Source organism: Accumulibacter sp. (assembly GCF_029255285.1).
Taxonomy (GTDB): Bacteria; Pseudomonadota; Gammaproteobacteria; order Burkholderiales; family Rhodocyclaceae; genus Accumulibacter.
The window spans coordinates 1-18,789 of record NZ_JAPUVI010000029.1 but is presented as its reverse complement, the minus strand read 5'-3'; the positions used below and the strand labels follow the sequence as shown (position 1 = coordinate 18,789).

Here is an 18,789-nt window from a genome sequence, read left to right as displayed (position 1 = left end):
CGTGGCTATCAGGCGTAGATAGCAGTCGGATCGATGTGTCGGCTCAAGTGTAGCAGTTGTTCGACGAATTGTTCGAGCCCACCGAGATCGTCGACGCGCGGCCACTCCAACAGGTCACGAGCCATCTGCCGGTACGCCTGCGCGGCCGGTGCATCCGGAAATAGCCCGGCAACCGGCTGGCACAGTCTCGCGGCCTGGCGCAAACACTCGTCGAAGGGAACGAAGCCGGCGTATTCCAGGTGCGCCAGCCGACGACTGCCGGTCACCTGCGCGATGTTGTCATGTATCGCCTGCGCCTCACTACCCAGGCGTACTTTGTTCACCATTAATCGGAAATGCTTGCGTGCATAGCCCAGACTCACTTTCTTGATCAGGGCGTAGGCGGCGGTGATCGCGCTGCTGTTCGGTGAAACGACGACCACCGTCTCGTGCGCCGCGAGGCCGAGCGGTGAAAAACCAAGCGGATGATCGAGCGACGCGTCGACGAGGACGACATCGGCCGGCTGCCCGATCTCGCTCAGGCACTCGAGCAAAACCCGCTGCTGACCAGCGTTCAGCCTGGCGAGCCGCCCGACGACGCGCACCGTAGGCAGCACACGCACTCCCGGTGCCACCGTAACCATCACCTCGGACAAGCTCCTCTGACGGTCGATCACCTGCTGCAGGTCGTGGGGCGCGCAAACGCCGAAATAGCCGGCAATGTTGTCATCGGGATTTTCATCGAGTACCAGGACTTCCCTGCCCTGCGCGGCCAGTGACGCCGCCAGATTGGCCACCGCGACGCTCTTGCCAACACCGACGCTGCCCGCGGCAAACGTGACGACCCGTAGCGGCGGACGGCCAAAGAGGCGACGCAGACCAGCCGCCTGGTCGGCTCGAAACTCAGCCACGCTGGCCTCCAGCGGACAGCATGCCGGTCGCCGAGCTGGCCATCAGCAAACCGGGCTCGACGCCGGCCAAGCGATGCGGCGACATCTCGGGCAGATCCTTGAACGCGCGGTGCAACAAATAGGTCCGATTGGGCAGATGCAGGTCTTCCGGCACTCGCTGTCCATTGGAGACGTAGAACAGGCGCAGGCGGTGACGGATGATGACATCCAACGACGGAGCCAGACCGGCCGCCTCGTCGACCTTGGTCAGAATACAACCGGCCAAGTTCAAACCACTGTAAGCCCTGACGACGTCGTCGAGCGTATCACCGCCGCTGGTCGCCGCGAGCAGCAACAGAGACTTGACTTTGCTGTCACCGAACATCGCCACCTGCTCGCTGACCAGACGGTCGCGCTGGCTCATCCCCATCGTGTCGATCAGCACCATGTGTTTATGCTGCAAGTCGCTCAAGGTCGCCCTCAGATCGTCGGCATCTCTCGCCAGATGGACCGAAACGCCGAGGATCCGACCATAGATTCGCAGTTGCTCGTGCGCACCTATCCGGTAACCGTCGGTCGTCACCAGCGCCAGTTTCCTGGCCCCGTGGCGCAGCACGCAGCGTGCCGCGAGCTTGGCCGTGGTGGTCGTCTTGCCGACCCCGGTGGGCCCGACCAAAGCGTAGAACCCACCCCGGTCGACGATGTCGGTTTCGCTGTTGATGGTCAGCATCGAACGATCGGCCCCACCCTTCACCCAAGCCAGGGCGTGTCCGGTATCCAGGTCGCGCGGCAGATCGACCAGCAATTCACGCGCAAACTGCGGCGAGAAGCCCGCGTCGAGCATCTGGCGCAGCATTTCGTTCTTCACTGGCTCGGCACGCGCCGACTCTCCCCAAGCGAAACCGGCCAGTTGTTGCTCGACGATCCGACGCAGCGTCCGAATCTCCTCCATCACCGCGGCGGGAACCACTTCCGCTTCGGGTTGCGCCGCCGCCCTCGGCGACGGCCGCGGCAGGTCGACCGGCGGCAGCGGGCGCGCCGCCAACGGCGGTGGCAGCGGTCGGGCCGACGGCTGGCCCGTCACCGGCTGGCGGACGGGCGGAGCACTCCGCACCGGCGGCTGCGGCGCCACGGCACGCGCGGCAGGGGTTTCCGTCGCCGCCTCGGGAAGCGGCTGCGGCTTGGCGCGCGGCGGCGCTTCACGCTCGGGCGTCGGGACGATCATCTCCATGTCCCGCGCGGCAACCGCCATGATTTCCACGCCTCCGGGAATGCCGCGATTGGACAAGATGATGGCATCCGGGCCGAGCGTCTCCTTGACCTTGCGCAAAGCGTCTCGCGTCGTTGCGGCGATGAATTTCCTGACGTTCATACCCTGCCTCCAATGATAGAGGTAACTTTGATGATCCGGTTTTCAGGCACTTCGCTGTGCGCGAGAACCTTCAACTGACTGATGCTTCGCCGCAGAAAGCGCGACAACAGCGTACGCAGCGCGGCGGGAACCAGCAACACGCTCGGCAATCCGGCGCTCTCCTGGCGCTGCGCTGCGGCCACCGCCTCGCGCACCAGCGTATCGGCGAGACCCGGTTCGATCGCCGCGCCCTCGCCCGTACCGGCCACGGCCTGCAGCAGCAAGCGTTCGAGTTGCGGATCAAGCGACATGACCTGCATTTCCGCGCTTCCCGGATAGAGATCCTGGACGATCGAACGACCGAGCGCGACCCTTACCTGGGTAGTCAGAAACTCGGGATCCTGGGAGCGGGGCGCGCTGTCGGCGAGCGCTTCGATGATCGTCCGCATGTCGCGAATCGGCACTCCTTCTTCGAGCAGATTGCGCAACACTTTCTGCAGCGCCCCCAAGGGCATGGCCTTGGGCACGACATCCTCGACCAGCTTGGGCATTTCCTTGGCCAGATGATCGAGCAGCGCCTGAGTCTCCTGGCGGCCAAGAAGCTCCGCGGCGTGCGAAAGAATCAGATGGTTGAGGTGCGTCGCGGTGACGGTACTGGCATCGACGACCGTGTAACCGTAGGCCTGCGCCTGCTCACGCAGCCCCGGCTCAATCCACACCGCGGGCAAGCCGAACGCCGGATCTCTGGTCAGCGTACCCGCTACCTGACCCGCCACCCGGCCGGGATTGATCGCCAGCAGGCTGCCGGGAAAGGCTTCCCCGTCACCGATTTCGACACCTTTCAGCAGAATCTTGTAGGCGTTCGGCTTCAGTTCCAGGTTGTCGCGAATATGTACCGGAGACACCAGAAAACCCACTTCCTGCGCAAATTTCTTGCGCAGTCCTCTGATTCTGCGCAGAAGTTCGCCGTCCTGCCCCTTGTCTACCAACGGAATGAGGCGATAGCCGACTTCGAGGCCCAGAACATCGACTGGCGTCACGTCGGCCCAACTCGCCTCCTGCGTCTCGCGCGGCGCTGGCGGCGGCGCAGCTACCGGCAGCGGCACCGCGGCGCCGCTCGCACGCTTCTCGATCCACCAGGCCAAGGCCGCCAGACCACCCGCCAGAAGCAGGAAGACGAAGTTCGGCATACCGGGAATCAGCCCCAGCAGACCGATGATGGCCGCCGTCAGATACAGGAGTTTCGGGTTGCTGAAAAGCTGCGACGTAAACTGCTGTGAAACGTCTTCGGCGTCGCCAACGCGGGTGACGACCAGACCAGCGGCAATCGAGATGATCAGTGCCGGAATCTGCGCCACCAGGCCATCGCCGATCGCCAGCAGAGTATAGGTTCGCGCCGCCGTGCCGATGTCGAGATTGTGCTGCAGCACACCGACGACCAAGCCGCCCAGGACATTGATCAGCATGATCAGGATGCCGGCCACCGCGTCGCCGCGGACGAACTTCGAGGCACCGTCCATCGACCCGAAGAAGTTGGCTTCCTCGGCGATCGTGGCGCGCCGCTTGCGTGCCTCGTCCTCGCCGATCAGGCCGGCATTGAGGTCGGCATCGATCGCCATCTGTTTACCCGGCATGGCATCGAGCGTAAAGCGCGCAGCCACTTCGGCGACCCGACCGGCGCCCTTGGTAATGACCACAAAATTGATGATGACGAGAATCGTAAACACCACCAGCCCGACCGCGTAGTTGCCTCCGACCAGGAAGTGCCCGAAAGCTTCGATGACCCGCCCCGCGGCTCCGGGGCCGGTATGGCCCTCGAGCAGAACGACGCGCGTCGAAGCGACGTTGAGCGACAAGCGCAGCAGCGTGGTGACCAGCAGGACCGTCGGAAAAACAGAAAAGTCCAGTGGCTTGACGACGCTCATGGCGACCAGCATGACGACGACTGAAATGGCGATATTGAAAGTAAAAAAGAGATCCAGGGCGAAAGCCGGCAGTGGCAGGACCATCATGGCCAGGATCAGCAAGATCAGCAGCGGCCCCGCCAACTGCCGCTGACCGAAGCGGACGAAGATGCTCTGCAAGGCGATGCCCGCGCTAGCCATTCAAAGCCTCTGGCAGCAAATCGGCGGGCACCGCGATCGCCTCGGGTGGAACGGGATGGCTGCCACCGCTCCGCTGCCAGTGGCTCAACTGATAAACGTAGGCCAGCACCTCGGCAACCGCCGCGTAGAGCGTCGAGGGAATCTCCTGATCGACGTCGACGTGACGATAGAGCGCCCTCGCCAGCGGCGCCGCTTCGAGCATCGGGACGCGGCTCTCGGCGCCGATCCGGCGAATCGTCAGCGCCACTTCACCCATTCCCTTGGCCAGCACCTTGGGCGCCCGCATCCCACTGCTGTAAGCCAGTGCCACCGCGTAATGCGTCGGATTGGTGACGATCACATCGGCTGCCGGCACGGCCGCCATCATTCGCTTGCGCGCGGCCTCACGCTGGAGTTGGCGGATACGTCCCTTGATTTCCGGGTTGCCTTCCAGCTCCTTGCTTTCCTGTTTGACTTCCTCCCGACTCATCTTGAGCTTGTCGTGGAATTGCCAAAGCTGGAAAGGAACGTCGATGGCGACGATGACCAGCATCGTCGCGACGATCACCAGAAAGCTGAAACTCAGCAGATGGCCGGCACTGGCCATGCCGGCCTCGCTCGACTGCGTGAACATGGCAAGCAAGTCGCCGCGCTCACTCCACAGCACCCAGACCGCAACGCCGCCGACCAGAAAGGCCTTGGCAACGGCCTTGGCGAGTTCCACCAGCCCGCTCCAGGAAACGAGTCGCATCAAACCCTTGAGCGGGTCCAGACGCGAGAAATCGGGCTGCAGGGCCTTGGGGGAAAAGTTCCAACTGCCAACGAAGAACGGCGAGAACAAGGCGGCAACGAGCAGCGCCAAAAGCAACGGGGTGAAGGACAACAGGGCGTCGAGCGAGATATCGGCCAGGCGGACCAGCATCGACGGCGGCTCGCGCAGCGAGCCGCCGTCGAGCACCAGGCCGCGCCGGAAGATGGCCGCCACCCGCTGCACCATCCAAGGGCCGACGAACCAGAACGCGGCGGCGCCGACGATCAAAATCAAGAACGCACCGACCTCGCGCGAACGAGGGACTTGCCCCTCTTCGCGGGCTTGTTCCAAGCGCCTTGCCGACGCCGGTTCGGTTCTTTCGAGGTCGCTTTCCTCAGCCATTTCGAGCTTCCCATGTACTCAAGCCTATTATAGAAAAAAACTATAAAAAATAGACAGGTATGGGTGTTTATTTAGACTGGTTCTCGGATAGTGGCAGAAGAGCAACAGTTGTCGTCTTGGAACAAAAAGAACAGGGGGCCGCAGCCCCCTGGAAAGCTTCTGACGACAGGTTTCAGGCAAAGATTTCCAGTGCCCGTGCGTGGCCGCCGCGCGTCTCCCGGTCGTTGGGTGAAGCCAGATCGACGAGCAACTCCTTCATGTCCAGAATCAGGACGATCTGCCCGTTCGAGAGCGTCGTCACTCCGGCGACGCCGCGCGGGCGAAAATCGTCCAGCGCCTTGATCACGGCGTCGTCGCGCCCGGCAAAGTTGTCGACCGCGAGAATGAAACTGCGCTCGGCCGCCTGCATGAGTACACCGTACTCGGGCGGCCTGACCTGTGGCCAGCCGAGCAAGCGCGCCAGGGAAATGACCGGCAGAATCTCACCCCTGACAACGAGGGTCTCCTTGCCTCCGACTTCCTGCATGCGCGCATGGTCGATCGGCAGAATCTCCCTGACCATGGACAGCGGCAGGGCAAACGGCTGATCACCGAGCAGGACCAGCAGGACCGGCAGAATGGCCAGCGTCAAGGGCAGCGAAATGACGAACACCGAACCCTTGCCAGGTTCCGAGCGGATTTCGATCGAACCGTTGAGTTTCTGGATGTTGGTCTTGACGACATCCATGCCGACGCCACGGCCCGATACCGCCGACGCCTGGGACATCGTAGAGAAACCGGGAAGAAAAATCAGATTCAGGCTCTGCCGGTCGTCCAGCGTGTTGGCTTCTTCTTCGTTGATGATGCCCTTCTCGACGGCCTTCGCCCGAATACGCTCCGGACTCATGCCGCGCCCGTCGTCGGCGATGATCAGGACGATGTGATCGCCCTCCTGCCGCGCTTCCAGGCGGACGACGCTCTTTACCTGCTTGCCCGCCGCCAGACGCTCCTGCGGCGACTCGACACCGTGATCGACGGCATTTCGAATCAGGTGAATCAGCGGATCGGCAAGATCCTCGATCATCGTCTTGTCGACTTCGGTCTCCTCGCCAACCAGCGCCAGTTCGACGTCCTTGCCCAGTTGCCGCGCCAGATCGCGGGCAATCCGCGGATACTTCTGGAACAAGCGCCCGATGGGTTGCATCCGCGTCTTCATCACCGAATTCTGCAAATCGGAGACCAGCAGATCCAGTTGGCTGACCGCCTGATCGAGCGCCTGGAGCGTGTCCGTGTCGGTTCTGCCAGCGAGAATATCGACCCGCAGGCTGGTCAGACGGTTCTTCGTCAAACCGATCTCGCCTGACAGATTGAGCACCTGATCCAAGCGCGCCGTGTCCACCCGGATCGTCGTCTCGCGAGCGGCCGCCCTTTCGTCCGCCCGCCGACCGGAGGTGGTGCCACTCGCCACGGCACCCGGCTTGTCCGACGCGCGCCGCCCTTCGGGCGGAAAATGCGGCTGCAGCCCAGCCACGTCGACCTTTGCCACGGGTTCGACCGCCGGCTTCGCGACCGGCAACTCGGCAGGCCGTCCAGTCACGGCTCCGTGCAGCGCCTGCCAGTCCAGACCCCGCATCGGGCCAGCGAGTGGGGCCGACGAAGGCGGCGTAGTGGTGGACGGTGCGGTGGCAGCAGCGGGTGCCGCCGACGGCGCCTTTTTCTGTTCGGCCGCCCCCTCCAGGGCAGCGCGCAAGGTCGTAACCACCTCGGCCGGTGCCGGATCAGGCTGGCGGCCCTGGGCGATCTCGCCAAACATGTTGCGCACACCCTGAGTCGCCGCCATGATGGTATCCATCAGTGCCGGCGTCAGCGCCATCTCGGCGTTCCTCAGCTTGTCAAACAGGTTTTCGGTCAAGTGGCAGAGCTTGACCAGTTCCGTAGCGTTGAGAAACCCGGCCCCTCCCTTGATCGTATGGAAGCCGCGGAAAATCTCGTTCAGCAGGCGATGATCGTCGGGACTCCGCTCGAGATCAACGAGCTTGTTGTCGACATCCGACAGCAGATCACCGGCTTCCTGAAGAAAATCCTGCAGCAGGTCTTCCATCCCGGCAAAAGCGCTCATCGTGAACCTCCTAAAATCCCAGGCTACCGAGCAGGTCATCGACCTGCTGCTGCGACGCAACCACGTCGCTGCGCCCCTCGGCGTTGATCACCGGCCCGTTGAGCAGGCTCATCACCGAATCCGTCCGCCGCTCGCCGGGCATGGTTTCGATCAGAACCCCCATCAGTTCCGTCTCGAGTTCCTGAGCGACACCGATGATTTTCTTGATCACCTGCCCCGTTAGATCCTGGAAGTCCTGCGCCATCATGATCTCGAGCAGTTGCGCTTTGGTGGCCGCCGTTTTCTCGGGCAAATCCCGCTTCAGGAAGGCGCGCGTGTCCTCGGCCAGGCGTTTGAACTCCTCGACGCCGATCTGATTGGCGAACAACGCGTCCCACTTCAGCGCCAGCGCCGCCGAACCGGACTCCAGGGCGTCCTGCAAGGGGTTGGCGATATCGGTCGCGTTGAGCACCTTGCAGGCCGCCTGTTCGGTAAGGTTGGCGACATAGGTCAGGCGGTCGCGGGTGTCCGGAATGGCGGCCACCGTGTTCTCGAGAAGTTCGCTGTAGCCAAGCTGACCGAGGGTGTCGTGCAACTGCCTCGCCATCTGGCCGACGCGATGGAATACTTTATTCTGACCCGGCCACGAATCGCCGCTCGGCGATGCGCCAGCCTCACCGGCGTGAGAGCCAGGCGAGCGTGCCGAGGCTACGGAGTCGAACAGCGCCTGCAACTCGTCGCTGTCGTCGACCTCGCCCCCCCCTTCACGCAACTGCTGTATCACGGACGGTCGTGCCGAGACGGGCGGCGCCACCGGCGCCACGGCCGCGCCGGCCTGCGAGGCGATGCTGTCGAACAAATCCTCGAGATCCTTCGAGTCACCAGAGATGTTGGAATTGCTCATTTCAGCCACCCATCTTGTCAAAAATCTTCTGCAGCTTCTCGGCCAAGGTCGCGGCGGTAAACGGTTTGACGATGTAACCCGAGGCGCCGGCCTGCGCCGCGGCGATGATGTTCTCGCGCTTCGCCTCGGCGGTGATCATCAGCACCGGCAAGTGCTTGAGCGCTGCCGACTTGCGAATCGCTTGGAGGAGTTGCAGGCCGTCCATGTTCGGCATGTTCCAATCGGTGACGACGAACTCGAACGAATCGTTCTGCAGCTTCTGCAAGGCCATCGCACCATCTTCGGCCTCGTCTACATTGGAAAACCCGAGTTCCTTGAGAAGATTCCTGACGATACGGCGCATTGTCGAAAAATCATCCACCACCAGAATTCTCATCTTCGGATCAGCCATTCTTTCCTCCAGGTTGCATTACCTTAAAGCCGTGCGCCATTGGCGAATCACTCCTTGCCCGCCTAGCGGAAGACGGAGCGTGGGCGTGAGCGCAAGCGGTCATGGCTTATCATCGACGATATCCGCCGAAAGCCATGAGCGCACGGTTCTTTCAGTGCTCGAGCCAGGGACGCAAGGTATCGGCAAGGACCTCAGCGTCAAACTTGGCAACGTAGGCATCGACGCCAACGGCTTTCCCCATCGCGTGATTGGCCTGCGACGACAGCGATGAATGCATGATCACCGGAATGCCGGCAAAACGCGCATCGCCCTTGATGTTCTTGGTCAGCACATAGCCGTCCATCTCGGGCATTTCGGCGTCCACCAGGATCAGGCGAACTTCGTCACGCACCCCTCTGCCGGTCTGCCCGGCGTGCGCGGCAATGGCCTGCAGACGACTCCATGCCTCGGCGCCATTCGTCGCATGCTTGTGCTTGACCCCGAGTTTGTCGAGCACTTCGCCGATCTTGCGTCGCGCGACAATCGAGTCATCGGCGAAAAATATGCTAATATCCTCATCCACGTTGGCCGGCGGAATATCGACGATGATCGCCTCGCCAAAGGCATTGGCCAGGATCTGCTCGACGTCGAGAATCGACACGAGGTTGCCGTCGTCCAGTTCGGTGATCGCCGTGATCAAACCCTGATTGGTCGACAGGACGCTTTCCGGGGCTTTCACCCTCTCCCAGTCCACGCGGATAATGCGGTCCACCTCATGGACCAGGAAACCGAGCGTACGCTTGGAGTATTCGGCCACCATCATGGTCTTGCCGTATTCGTGCGGCTGACCCTGATGATCGAGAAACGAAATCAGCGACAGTACCGGGATGACATTGCCACGCAGCGAAATCAGTCCTTCGACCCCGCGCGGCATGTTCGGCGTTCTGGTGATGTGCGGCGTCCGGCCGACTTCCCTTACCTTGAACACGTTGATCCCGAAGGTCTCGCGAGTACCCAGAGAGAAGAGCAGGATCTCCATCTTGTTCGACCCGGCCAGCCGCGTACGCGCATCCACGCCCTCGAGCAGGTTTTTCTTTTCTGCCAAATCCATCGTAAAGCGCTCCCGAGAGATCCCGAAATCAGGTCAACTGCACAACCGGAGCCACCCCCAGCAACCGGCGCGTGAGCGTCTCCGACAGGCGTTGCGGTTCGAACTTCGGCACATACTCATCAACACCGACAGACTTACCAAGTTGCTGGTTGGACATCCCGGACAAGGAGGAATGCATGATCACCGGCACGCCGGTGAAGCGGGGGTCGGACTTTATCTTCTTGGTCAGAATGTAACCATCCATCTCCGGCATTTCGATGTCGGTCAGCACCAGGCTGATCAGGTCGGTCACGTTTTGGCCCGAAGCCTGCGCGTAGGCCGCTACCTTTTCCAGTTCGTCCCACGCTTCGCGGCCATTGATCGCCGCCTGGGATTTCACTCCCATGGCGTCCAAGGTCCGCTGAATCTGCTTGCGCGCAACCGACGAATCGTCGGCGAAAAACACGGTCAAGCCTGGATGGTCCAGCGGCTTGATATTCCGGTAGACGTGCTCGTCGTCGTAGTTCGTCGTTTCCGAAAGGATTTTCTCGACATCCATCAACATCACCAGGCGACCGTCGGGCAATTCCGTGACCGCCGTCACCAAACCACCCATTTCGGCCAGCAACATCGCCGGTGGCACCCGCATCTGGCTCCAGTCGAGGCGTAGGATGGTATCCACGCCTTCGACGAGAAAACCCTGGGTGTGCCCAGCGTATTCGGTAACGATCATGATCGAGCGCGGCGCCTCGGTATCCACGCCCGCATAACGTGCCAGATCGACGACTGGAACAAGGGAGCCGCGCAAGCTGACCATTCCCTCGACCGAAGGAGGCATTTCCGGCGCCGACGTGATCGGCGGCGTACGCATCACCTCGCGCACCTTGAAGACGTTGATGCCGAAGGTCTCGCGCCGGCCGGTGCGGGCGTCGGTACCGAGCATGAACAGCAGAATCTCCAGCTTGTTGGTTCCCGCCAGCTTGGTGCGGGCATCAATATTCTTCAATAGGTCGGACATTTTTCGTTCCCTCGCAGCAAGACCCGCACAAGGCCATAGCGAAACATCTTAATTCAAATGAACGCCGCTGACCAATGATCCACCGGCTGCGCAGGCCGCATCGGACAGCGCTTTACATCACGGTCTGGTACCCCATGCGAAAACCGCCCCAGTGTCTGCCCTTGACATAGATCGGAGACGAAATGTCATGCAACAGTTCGCCGGTGTCGCGTCGATAGGTCTGCAACAGGAAGGGATGTCGGTGCGTGCCGCTGCGCTTGCCGACCGGGTCGTCGAAAATCCGTTTGGTACGGTTGTTCGCGAAATCGATCTTTTCGTCTCCGGTCAGAGGCTGCGAAAACTTTTGGTTGTGCGTCGGCACATAGCCGTTGCGATCGATGCAGACCGCGTAGGTCAGCCACTTGTGCTGGGCCAACAAGTTCTCCTGCAAAGGCAAAGCGAACTGATCGGTGAAGTCATCAAAACGCGTCTTGAATTTCTGCGGCCGTGTATTCGGGATCGGCTGATACCGATCGTCGAACAATTCCTCGAGCGCAATCCGCCCCGTATCGATCGCCTGCTCGAACATTCGGCCCACTCCCTGGGCGGCTTGACCGACGATCTCCGGCATCTGAGCGTGCGTCGCGACCGCCTGCTCGCCGGCCTCGCCGAGTTGGAATACATTACTGATTTCTTTGAGATTTTCGGCCAAACACTGAACCTGATCGACGGCCACCAGAGCCTGCTCGGTGAGCGCGTTGTTGGTTTCGGCCATCTCCCGGATACGACCGACGTGCTCGGCGATGCTCTGCCCCGTGCGGCTCTGCTGAGCAACCGAGGCAGCGATAGCCTCGACCTTCTCCATCGTTTCGCGCGCCCCTTCGTTGATACGTTCCAGCGACTGAGCGGCCTGCATCGCAAGATCCGCGCCAACGTGAGCTTGTCCTGTCCCGGCCGCGATGCTACTGATCGCACTCTCGGTCTCGCCCTGAATCGCACCAATCATTTGACTGATTTCGCCGGTAGCCTGGGATGTCCGTTCGGCAAGCTTGCGCACCTCATCGGCCACGACCGCGAAACCACGCCCCTGTTCACCGGCGCGCGCCGCTTCTATCGCGGCGTTGAGCGCCAGCAAGTTGGTCTGGTCGGCAATCTCGCGTATCGTTTGAACGATGCCGCTGATTGCTTTCGAGCGCTCGCCCAGCGCACCTACCACCTCCGCCGACTGCGTCACCGTCGCCGCGATCTGCTTCATCTCGGCTGAAGCACCATGCGCGATCGCCATTCCGTCGTTCGACAGGCGGTTCGACGCTTCGGCAATCGCCGCGGTATCGCTCGCATTCCGACTGACCTGAGTCATGCTTTCGGTCAGTTCGCTCATCGCGCTGGCCGTCGCCAGTGCCGCATCGCGTTGCTGCTTCGAACCCGACGCGACACGGGCCGAATCGTCGATCAAAAGTCCGGACGCCTTGACCACCTCGGCCGAGTTGAACAGCACCTTGCCGACGATGGTCGCGAAACTCCCGATCAGTCGGTTGAAGTCAGCCGCCAGCGCAGCGATTTCGTCCTTGCCTTCGACGGCGGCTCGCCGTGTCAGATCCCCATCACCGTACATCGCCGCAATGACCTCGCGTAACCGTTGCAGGCGGCCAATCATGCTCCTCTCGAAGACGGCCGCGACGACACCGGTGGTCAGCACGAGCAAGCCGAGCGCCACCGGCCAAGCATAATCGCTACCCCCGTACACCCCAATCGCCACCCCTCCAAACAGCGCCGCGGCGGCCAACGGGACGGCCATTGCCGCGCGAATTCTCCAGGCTAGTCCATTCATTCCCGCCTCCTCCTCGCGATCGTTTTCTAGTTATGTTCTCTCTCATCATAGGACATGTTTGCGGTGCGAGAACCCAGATCTTTACTGAGGGCTAACGAAGCGGCCGTAGTCCGCGCGACGATCGGTAGCGCCCGAGGTCGACCCGGGAACGCGTTACTGGCCACCCCTACTCATCGCGAGCTGGGAAAAAGCCGGCGCCCAAGCAGCGCACCTTGTCCGCCTAACAGCGGTCGTCAGCGCGCCCGATACAACAAGGTCGGATGGACTTCCTGCAACACTTTCTGCATCGCCCGGCGGTTACGCAAGTTCAGAATGATCGGAGAGCGCGTGTTGGCCGCGATCTTGCCGCCCTCTGCCTCGTTACGATAGACGATGACCACCACCGTCGCGTCGTCGGCGTTATCGAGTTCGAGCAAGCGGCAATCGGCATCCGAGAGTTCGATCTCATATTCCAGATCCAGCGTTTCGGGGGCGACAATCGGGAACATGACCGCGGAATCGTCGAGTGATTGCAGCCAGAAAACCGTCGGCTTGCCTTCCCGGCCTTCCTCGTGAAAGACCTTGAAACGCTTGCAGTCGGCGAAACCGGCCAGTCCCTCGGCAAAAGTGAATACCGTTTCCGGATCGACCGGCACGTCCTTCAAGTCAAAGTGTTCGATGTCGATTTTCATGTGGCCCCCGAAGCGCAGCCTTACCGGGCTGCCAAGGGTGCCAGATTAGCGCGATTCGCAAGCAGCGGCAATTCGGCGGCCTGAACAAGCCGCCGCTGCCTTGAGTTTTGACGCCCGATTGAGCATAGTTCGCGTTCTTTCGAAGAGCCCTGCCACCACCGCCCGCCCATACCGATGCGACCACCGACAGATCACGCCACCTCCCAGCGCATCGCCGCGCGCATTGCCGAAGAGATCGGCTGCCACCGGCAACAAGTTCTGGCCACCGCCGCGCTGCTCGACGAAGGCGCCAGTGTTCCCTTCGTTGCCCGCTACCGCAAAGAAGTCACCGGTGGCCTGGACGACATTCAGTTGCGCTGGCTCGACGAGCGCCTGAGCTACCTGCGTGAGCTCGAAGAGCGGCGTGCCGTGGTACTCGCTTCGATCGCCGAACAGGGCAGGCTGACACCCGAACTGGCGGCCGAAATCGACGGCGCGGAAAGCAAGCAACGCCTCGAAGACCTCTACCTGCCCTACAAGCCGAAACGGCGGAGTAAAGCGCAAGTGGCTCGCGAAGCGGGCCTCGCGCCGCTGGCCGACGCCCTGCTCACTGACCCGACGCTATCGCCGGAGCGGGAGGCCGAGCGTTACCTGAACGCCGAAGCCGGCTTTGCCGACCTGCGGAGCGTACTCGATGGCGCCCGTCAGATCCTGATGGAGCAGTTCGCCGAAGACGCCGAACTGCTGGGTAATCTGCGCGGCTATCTCGAAGATCACGGCCTCCTCGAGTCGACCGTCGTCGCCGGCAAGGAAAACGAAGCGGCAAAGTTTCGGGACTACTTCGCCTACAGGGAAGCGATTCTCGCCATACCCTCGCATCGCGCGCTGGCGCTCTTCCGCGGACGCAACGAGGGACTGTTGCGACTGGCCCTGATTCTCGACAGCGAGATCGACGAAGCGGCCGGCGGCGTCAATCCCTGCGAGTCGCGTATTGCGCGGCGCTTCGGCATCGCCGACCTGGGCCGAGCGGCCGACCTGTGGCTGGCCGACACCGTGCGCTGGGCCTGGCGCATCAAGATCTCGCTGCACCTCGAAGCGGAACTGATGAATGCTCTGCGCGAGCGCGCCGAGGCCGAAGCGATCCGCGTTTTCGGCGCCAACCTGCACGACCTGCTGCTCGCCGCGCCGGCCGGCAAACACGCCACCATCGGACTTGATCCCGGCCTGCGTACCGGCGTCAAGGTCGCCGTCGTCGATCCCACGGGCAAACTCCTGGAGACAGCCACGATCTACCCGCACGAACCTCGCCGCGACTGGGACGGCGCCTTGCACACCCTGGCCGGACTGGCACGCAAACACCGGGCAGACCTGATCAGCATCGGCAACGGCACCGCTTCCCGCGAGACCGATCGCCTGGCGGCCGAGCTGATCCGTCAGCAACCGGAGCTCCACCTGCGCAAGATCGTCGTTTCCGAGGCCGGCGCTTCGGTCTATTCGGCTTCCGAATACGCCTCCCGCGAGTTCCCCGACATCGACGTCAGCCTGCGCGGCGCCGTGTCTATCGCCCGTCGCCTGCAGGATCCGCTGGCCGAGCTGGTGAAGATCGATCCCAAGTCGATCGGTGTCGGCCAGTACCAGCACGACGTCAGCCAGACCCGCCTGGCCAGGGCACTCACCGCGGTCGTCGAGGACTGCGTAAACGCCGTCGGCGTCGATGTCAATACCGCTTCGGCACCTCTCCTGGCCCGGGTCTCAGGGCTCAGCCCGTCGCTGGCGGAGAACATCGTCGCCCACCGCGATGCGCATGGCGCCTTCGCCAACCGACAGGCGCTCAAGGCCGTGCCACGTCTCGGCGAGAAAACCTTCGAACTGGCCGCCGGCTTCCTGCGCGTCAATGAAAGCGACAACCCTCTCGACAGTTCGGCGGTACACCCGGAAGCCTACCCGCTCGTCGAGCGCATTCTCGCCGACCTCAAGATGGGCATCCGCCAACTCATCGGTGACACGCGAACGCTCAAAACGCTGTCCCCCGAAAAGTACATCGACGAAAAGTTCGGCCTGCCGACCGTTTGCGACATCCTCAGGGAACTCGAGAAACCCGGACGCGATCCACGTCCCGAATTCAAGACGGCCGCCTTCCGGGACGGCGTCGAGCAGCTCGGAGATCTGCAACCCGGAATGATCCTCGAAGGTGTCGTCACCAACGTCGCCAATTTCGGCGCCTTCGTCGACATCGGCGTCCATCAGGACGGTCTGGTACATATCTCGGCCATCGCCGACCGTTTCGTCAAAGATCCGCGCACTGTCGTCAAGGCGGGCGATGTCGTCAAGGTCAAGGTAATCGAGGTCGACCTGCCGCGCCAGCGCATCGCGCTGAGTATGCGGCTCGCCGACGAAGCACCGACGCCAAGAACTGCCTCCGCAGCGCTCTCGGCAAACGCACGCCAACGCCAGCAGGCTCAACCCGCGCCGACGAGCGCCATGGCCAGCGCCTTTGCCCGTCTGCAGCAGCGCTGAGCGAAACGGCGGCGACTCGCCAGCCAGCCGCCGGCGCGCCAAGCCCGGCCGCTGCGGACGCCTGGGCGCTGCTAGTGGCCGCCGGTGCCCAGTTCGAACTGGCCGCGGCTTCGCAGGGCGAGCGCCCGTCTCGCCCTGGGTACCGACCGATCGGCCACCGGGCAACGTTAACTCAAGCTGCCGATGCCTGAGCCGCAGACCGTGCATTGCCTGGCCGAAGGCCTGCTGAACCTGCTAAGCCCGCGGCCGTAGTTCACCCGCGTAGCGACTCTCCGGCAAGTCCTTGCCACACCCGATCGGCTCGTCACCCGTCCGGCAGAACCGATCGTTTCATTCACAAGCAACGTTCCACGTCAGGTCGGCGCCGCCTTCCCCGATGCTGTGGCCGAGACTGATGCGGCCGCTGCCGCGCAGGATGAAATCCTCCCGGTTGAGAATCACCTCGCCGTCGGTATCGGCTTGGACATAGGTGCCATTAGTGCTGCTGTCGGTAAGCACAAACTTGTCGCGGCGAAACTCGATGCGGGCGTGCGTACGCGATGCGCATCGCACCTGCAGCGTAATCGTGCAGGCCGAACCACGGCCGATCGTCACCGCCTCGTCGCCCGGCCTGAACGTCAGCCCGCCGCCAGCGTAGGCAAGCCGCAGTGTCGCCGTCGTCGCGCCTGGATTCGGCAGGCTGCCGGTGATTACCGTCAGGTTGTCGGCCTGCCAGATCACCTCGCAAATGGCAATCGAATCCGTCTTGCCCTTGACCGCGAAACTGCCCATGCTGCGTGTCGAATCACGCAGTTCCGGCGACATCGTCAGCGCCGTCGCTTCCGTGGTGATGATCTGACCGGCCTTTGCCAGATCGGTGATGCGCGCCGCCGTATTGACCGCATCCCCGAACACGTCGCCGTTTTCCTCGATCAAACGACCGGCATTGAAGCCGATACGGATCGACAGTCCTTGCGGCGCCGCCGCATCATCGTCGGCAAGCCGGCTTTGCATCTCGCAGGCCGCCAGAGTAACGGCATCGCAGTCGGGAAAAACGCACATCAGCTCGTCGCCGATCGTCTTGACGACACGCCCGCCGTACTCGACGACGACCACGCGCAAGACCCCCAGGCAAGCGTCTACCAAGCCCTTCGCCCGACTATCGCCGAGCGTTTCGTAGAGTTTGGTGCTGCCCGTGATATCGACGAAAAGAACCGCCTGTTCCATTATTGACCCTTTGCACCGTAGCGGGACGTATCATAGCGCCTGAGCGAAGCGACGCAAGCGCTGCGCGCGCACCGGGCCGTGCGATCACCCGCCCGCCAGGTCCGATATTCCCTGGCACAAGCGTTGGTGTCGGGCGAACGAAAGGCCGACTGGCGCACCGTCAGCCACCCGGAACACTCCTTTGGCTACCCCGAGAATCGACGACCAGAACACATGTCGGCAAAAACCAGACGCACCGCGAAAGGCCGGGAAGCGGTTTCGGCCTGTCGCGACTACCGCCACACCGCCAGCCTACGCCGGCGGCATGATCGGACATTCGCTTGCTCTCCTTCAAGACTAGGGTTGCCGAGCGAATCCGCCGGATACGGCAGCGTTTTGCCGCCGCTCTCCGCCTGCCAGGATGGCTGCGGCAAAGTCTGATGCCACGCCAGTCGATCGAGATCAGCGAGAAGTCCGGTGTGCGCTACCTTCACTTCTCGTCCGCGTGGGTGCAGGGTGCGATGCGCATCCAGCGGCCGTACGTACTCGAACTGCCCTACACGCGGGAGATGATGGCGGGCCTGTTGCTGCGCGACCCGCCCTGGCCACGCCAGGCGCTGCTGATCGGCCTGGGCGCCGGCTCACTCGCCAAGTTCGTTTATCACCACTTGCCGGCAACCGAGATCACGGCGATCGAGATCGACCCGCAAGTCGTACTGGTCGCCCGACTGCATTTCCGGCTGCCCGACGACCCACTTCGGCTGCGCATCGTCATCGCTGATGGCGCCGAATACATGCTGCGCGGCGGCTCCTCTTACGACTACATCCTGGTTGACGGCTTCGACCGCCATGCCCGTGCCGGCGTCCTCGACACACTGCCGTTCTATCAGGCCTGCCGCGCGCGCCTAAGCAGCGGAGGGCTCGTGGCGATCAATCTTCTGGGCCGCGAGCGCGGCTTTGCGGCCAGTGTCGATCGCATCACGCGGGCGTTTGGCGGCCGCTCGCTGGCCTTCCCATCCTGCGACAGCGGCAACACCATCGTCTTCGCCACGGCCGGTGACCCGGTCGACCTCTGCTTCGCCGATCTCGCGGAGCGTGCCAGGCAATGCAAACGGGAAACCGGTCTGAATCTCCTGCCTACCGTCGCCCGCCTGCAGAAGGCCCACGGCCTGCCAGGGGGCAGGCTGGTCCTCTAAAAGCGCCGCGCACCGAATCCCGGCTGACAGAGCACCGGGTCCGCAGACAGGATGGCTGGCTGGAAGACCGGAGAGAATCCGCCGCTCAAGTCGAGCGCTCGGCGTCAACATGAGCGGCGGCGAGCAGTGCTATGTCCTCGGCCGAGAGCACTCTGGCGATGTTGAGCAGGATGACGAATTTTCCGGCGACCTTGCCCATGCCCTGGATGAAGTCGGCGCGCAGGCGGGCGCCGAAGGAGGGCGGCGGCTCGATTTCGCTGGCGGGGATTTCGAGCACTTCGGAGACGGCGTCGACCAGGATCCCGATGTCGTGGCGCAGATCGCCTTCGCTGACTTCGACGATGACGATGCACGAGCGTTTGCCGACCTCGCTCTTCGCGTGGCCGAAGCGCGCCGAGAGATCGACGACCGGCACGACGGCGCCGCGCAGGTTGATGACGCCGCGGATGAAGGGCGGCATCATCGGGATCTCGGTCAGGTTGCCGTACTCGATGATTTCCTTGACGTTGAGGATG

At 62.8% G+C, this 18,789-nt stretch carries 15 protein-coding genes; 2 read left to right on the top strand and 13 right to left on the bottom strand.

The window, feature by feature from the left end; translation table 11 throughout:
* Nucleotides 1–8: 8 nt before the first annotated feature.
* From Q1M07_RS04325 to fliW, 11 genes are all read right to left on the bottom strand, one after another.
* The gene (locus tag Q1M07_RS04325) at nt 9–890 is read right to left on the bottom strand and encodes an AAA family ATPase (protein WP_300451223.1); all 882 of its coding nucleotides are present in this window, start codon (nt 888–890) and stop codon (nt 9–11) included.
* On the bottom strand, nt 883–2,241 hold the full coding sequence (gene flhF, locus Q1M07_RS04320) for a flagellar biosynthesis protein FlhF (RefSeq protein ID WP_300451221.1): 1,359 nt from the start codon (nt 2,239–2,241) through the stop codon (nt 883–885). The genes Q1M07_RS04325 and flhF overlap by 8 nt, the downstream gene beginning before the upstream one ends.
* Complete coding sequence (gene flhA, locus Q1M07_RS04315) at nt 2,238–4,325, bottom strand: flagellar biosynthesis protein FlhA (RefSeq protein ID WP_300451218.1); 2,088 nt, start codon at nt 4,323–4,325, stop codon at nt 2,238–2,240. Before flhA ends, flhF begins: the two co-directional genes overlap by 4 nt.
* Complete coding sequence (flhB, locus tag Q1M07_RS04310; RefSeq protein ID WP_300451215.1) at nt 4,318–5,457, bottom strand: flagellar biosynthesis protein FlhB; 1,140 nt, start codon at nt 5,455–5,457, stop codon at nt 4,318–4,320. The genes flhA and flhB overlap by 8 nt, the downstream gene beginning before the upstream one ends.
* A gap of 172 nt (nt 5,458–5,629) precedes the next feature.
* Complete coding sequence (locus tag Q1M07_RS04305) at nt 5,630–7,555, bottom strand: chemotaxis protein CheA (RefSeq protein WP_300451212.1); 1,926 nt, start codon at nt 7,553–7,555, stop codon at nt 5,630–5,632.
* Between the two features lie 10 nt (nt 7,556–7,565).
* The gene (cheZ, locus tag Q1M07_RS04300; protein ID WP_300451210.1) at nt 7,566–8,438 is read right to left on the bottom strand and encodes a protein phosphatase CheZ; all 873 of its coding nucleotides are present in this window, start codon (nt 8,436–8,438) and stop codon (nt 7,566–7,568) included.
* Between the two features lies 1 nt (nt 8,439).
* Complete coding sequence (gene cheY / locus Q1M07_RS04295; protein ID WP_300451207.1) at nt 8,440–8,829, bottom strand: chemotaxis response regulator CheY; 390 nt, start codon at nt 8,827–8,829, stop codon at nt 8,440–8,442.
* Between the two features lie 151 nt (nt 8,830–8,980).
* On the bottom strand, nt 8,981–9,919 hold the full coding sequence (locus Q1M07_RS04290) for a chemotaxis protein (protein WP_300451204.1): 939 nt from the start codon (nt 9,917–9,919) through the stop codon (nt 8,981–8,983).
* A gap of 28 nt (nt 9,920–9,947) precedes the next feature.
* Nucleotides 9,948–10,916 (bottom strand): chemotaxis protein, encoded by a 969-nt coding sequence (locus Q1M07_RS04285; RefSeq protein WP_300451201.1) that lies wholly within the window; start codon nt 10,914–10,916, stop codon nt 9,948–9,950.
* 112 nt (nt 10,917–11,028) lie between these two features.
* The gene (locus tag Q1M07_RS04280) at nt 11,029–12,726 is read right to left on the bottom strand and encodes a methyl-accepting chemotaxis protein (protein WP_300451198.1); all 1,698 of its coding nucleotides are present in this window, start codon (nt 12,724–12,726) and stop codon (nt 11,029–11,031) included.
* A gap of 233 nt (nt 12,727–12,959) precedes the next feature.
* A complete protein-coding gene (gene fliW, locus Q1M07_RS04275) occupies nt 12,960–13,397 on the bottom strand; it encodes a flagellar assembly protein FliW (RefSeq protein WP_300451195.1) in 438 nt (145 codons plus the stop codon).
* A gap of 174 nt (nt 13,398–13,571) precedes the next feature.
* Between fliW and Q1M07_RS04270 the strand changes: the two genes are divergently transcribed.
* Nucleotides 13,572–15,893 carry a Tex family protein gene (locus Q1M07_RS04270; protein WP_300451192.1) on the top strand — a complete coding sequence of 774 codons (2,322 nt, stop codon included), beginning with the start codon at nt 13,572–13,574 and terminating at the stop codon, nt 15,891–15,893.
* 330 nt (nt 15,894–16,223) lie between these two features.
* Here the strand turns inward: Q1M07_RS04270 and Q1M07_RS04265 are convergent, their stop codons facing one another.
* A complete protein-coding gene (locus tag Q1M07_RS04265) occupies nt 16,224–17,099 on the bottom strand; it encodes an adenylate/guanylate cyclase domain-containing protein (RefSeq protein ID WP_300451188.1) in 876 nt (291 codons plus the stop codon).
* 419 nt (nt 17,100–17,518) lie between these two features.
* On the opposite strand from Q1M07_RS04265, the gene Q1M07_RS04260 reads away from it, so the two are divergent.
* On the top strand, nt 17,519–18,274 hold the full coding sequence (locus Q1M07_RS04260) for a fused MFS/spermidine synthase (protein ID WP_300451185.1): 756 nt from the start codon (nt 17,519–17,521) through the stop codon (nt 18,272–18,274).
* Nucleotides 18,275–18,359: 85 nt separating this feature from the next.
* Here Q1M07_RS04260 and Q1M07_RS04255 read toward each other — a convergent pair.
* Nucleotides 18,360–18,789: chemotaxis protein CheW (locus Q1M07_RS04255; protein WP_300451182.1), on the bottom strand; the 430-nt coding region annotated here is incomplete at its 5' end.

Excerpts from the sequence above, each read along its gene's own strand:
- Q1M07_RS04270 (WP_300451192.1), top strand. The coding sequence starts at position 13,572 with ATGCGACCACCGACAGATCACGCCACCTCCCAGCGCATCGCCGCGCGC.
- Q1M07_RS04260 (WP_300451185.1), top strand. The coding sequence starts at position 17,519 with ATGCCACGCCAGTCGATCGAGATCAGCGAGAAGTCCGGTGTGCGCTAC.
- cheY (WP_300451207.1), bottom strand. The coding sequence starts at position 8,829 with ATGGCTGATCCGAAGATGAGAATTCTGGTGGTGGATGATTTTTCGACA.
- Q1M07_RS04305 (WP_300451212.1), bottom strand. The coding sequence starts at position 7,555 with ATGAGCGCTTTTGCCGGGATGGAAGACCTGCTGCAGGATTTTCTTCAG.
- Q1M07_RS04290 (WP_300451204.1), bottom strand. The coding sequence starts at position 9,919 with ATGGATTTGGCAGAAAAGAAAAACCTGCTCGAGGGCGTGGATGCGCGT.
- flhF (WP_300451221.1), bottom strand. The coding sequence starts at position 2,241 with ATGAACGTCAGGAAATTCATCGCCGCAACGACGCGAGACGCTTTGCGC.
- flhB (WP_300451215.1), bottom strand. The coding sequence starts at position 5,457 with ATGGCTGAGGAAAGCGACCTCGAAAGAACCGAACCGGCGTCGGCAAGG.
- Q1M07_RS04280 (WP_300451198.1), bottom strand. The coding sequence starts at position 12,726 with ATGAATGGACTAGCCTGGAGAATTCGCGCGGCAATGGCCGTCCCGTTG.
- Q1M07_RS04285 (WP_300451201.1), bottom strand. The coding sequence starts at position 10,916 with ATGTCCGACCTATTGAAGAATATTGATGCCCGCACCAAGCTGGCGGGA.
- fliW (WP_300451195.1), bottom strand. The coding sequence starts at position 13,397 with ATGAAAATCGACATCGAACACTTTGACTTGAAGGACGTGCCGGTCGAT.
- flhA (WP_300451218.1), bottom strand. The coding sequence starts at position 4,325 with ATGGCTAGCGCGGGCATCGCCTTGCAGAGCATCTTCGTCCGCTTCGGT.
- Q1M07_RS04265 (WP_300451188.1), bottom strand. The coding sequence starts at position 17,099 with ATGGAACAGGCGGTTCTTTTCGTCGATATCACGGGCAGCACCAAACTC.
- cheZ (WP_300451210.1), bottom strand. The coding sequence starts at position 8,438 with ATGAGCAATTCCAACATCTCTGGTGACTCGAAGGATCTCGAGGATTTG.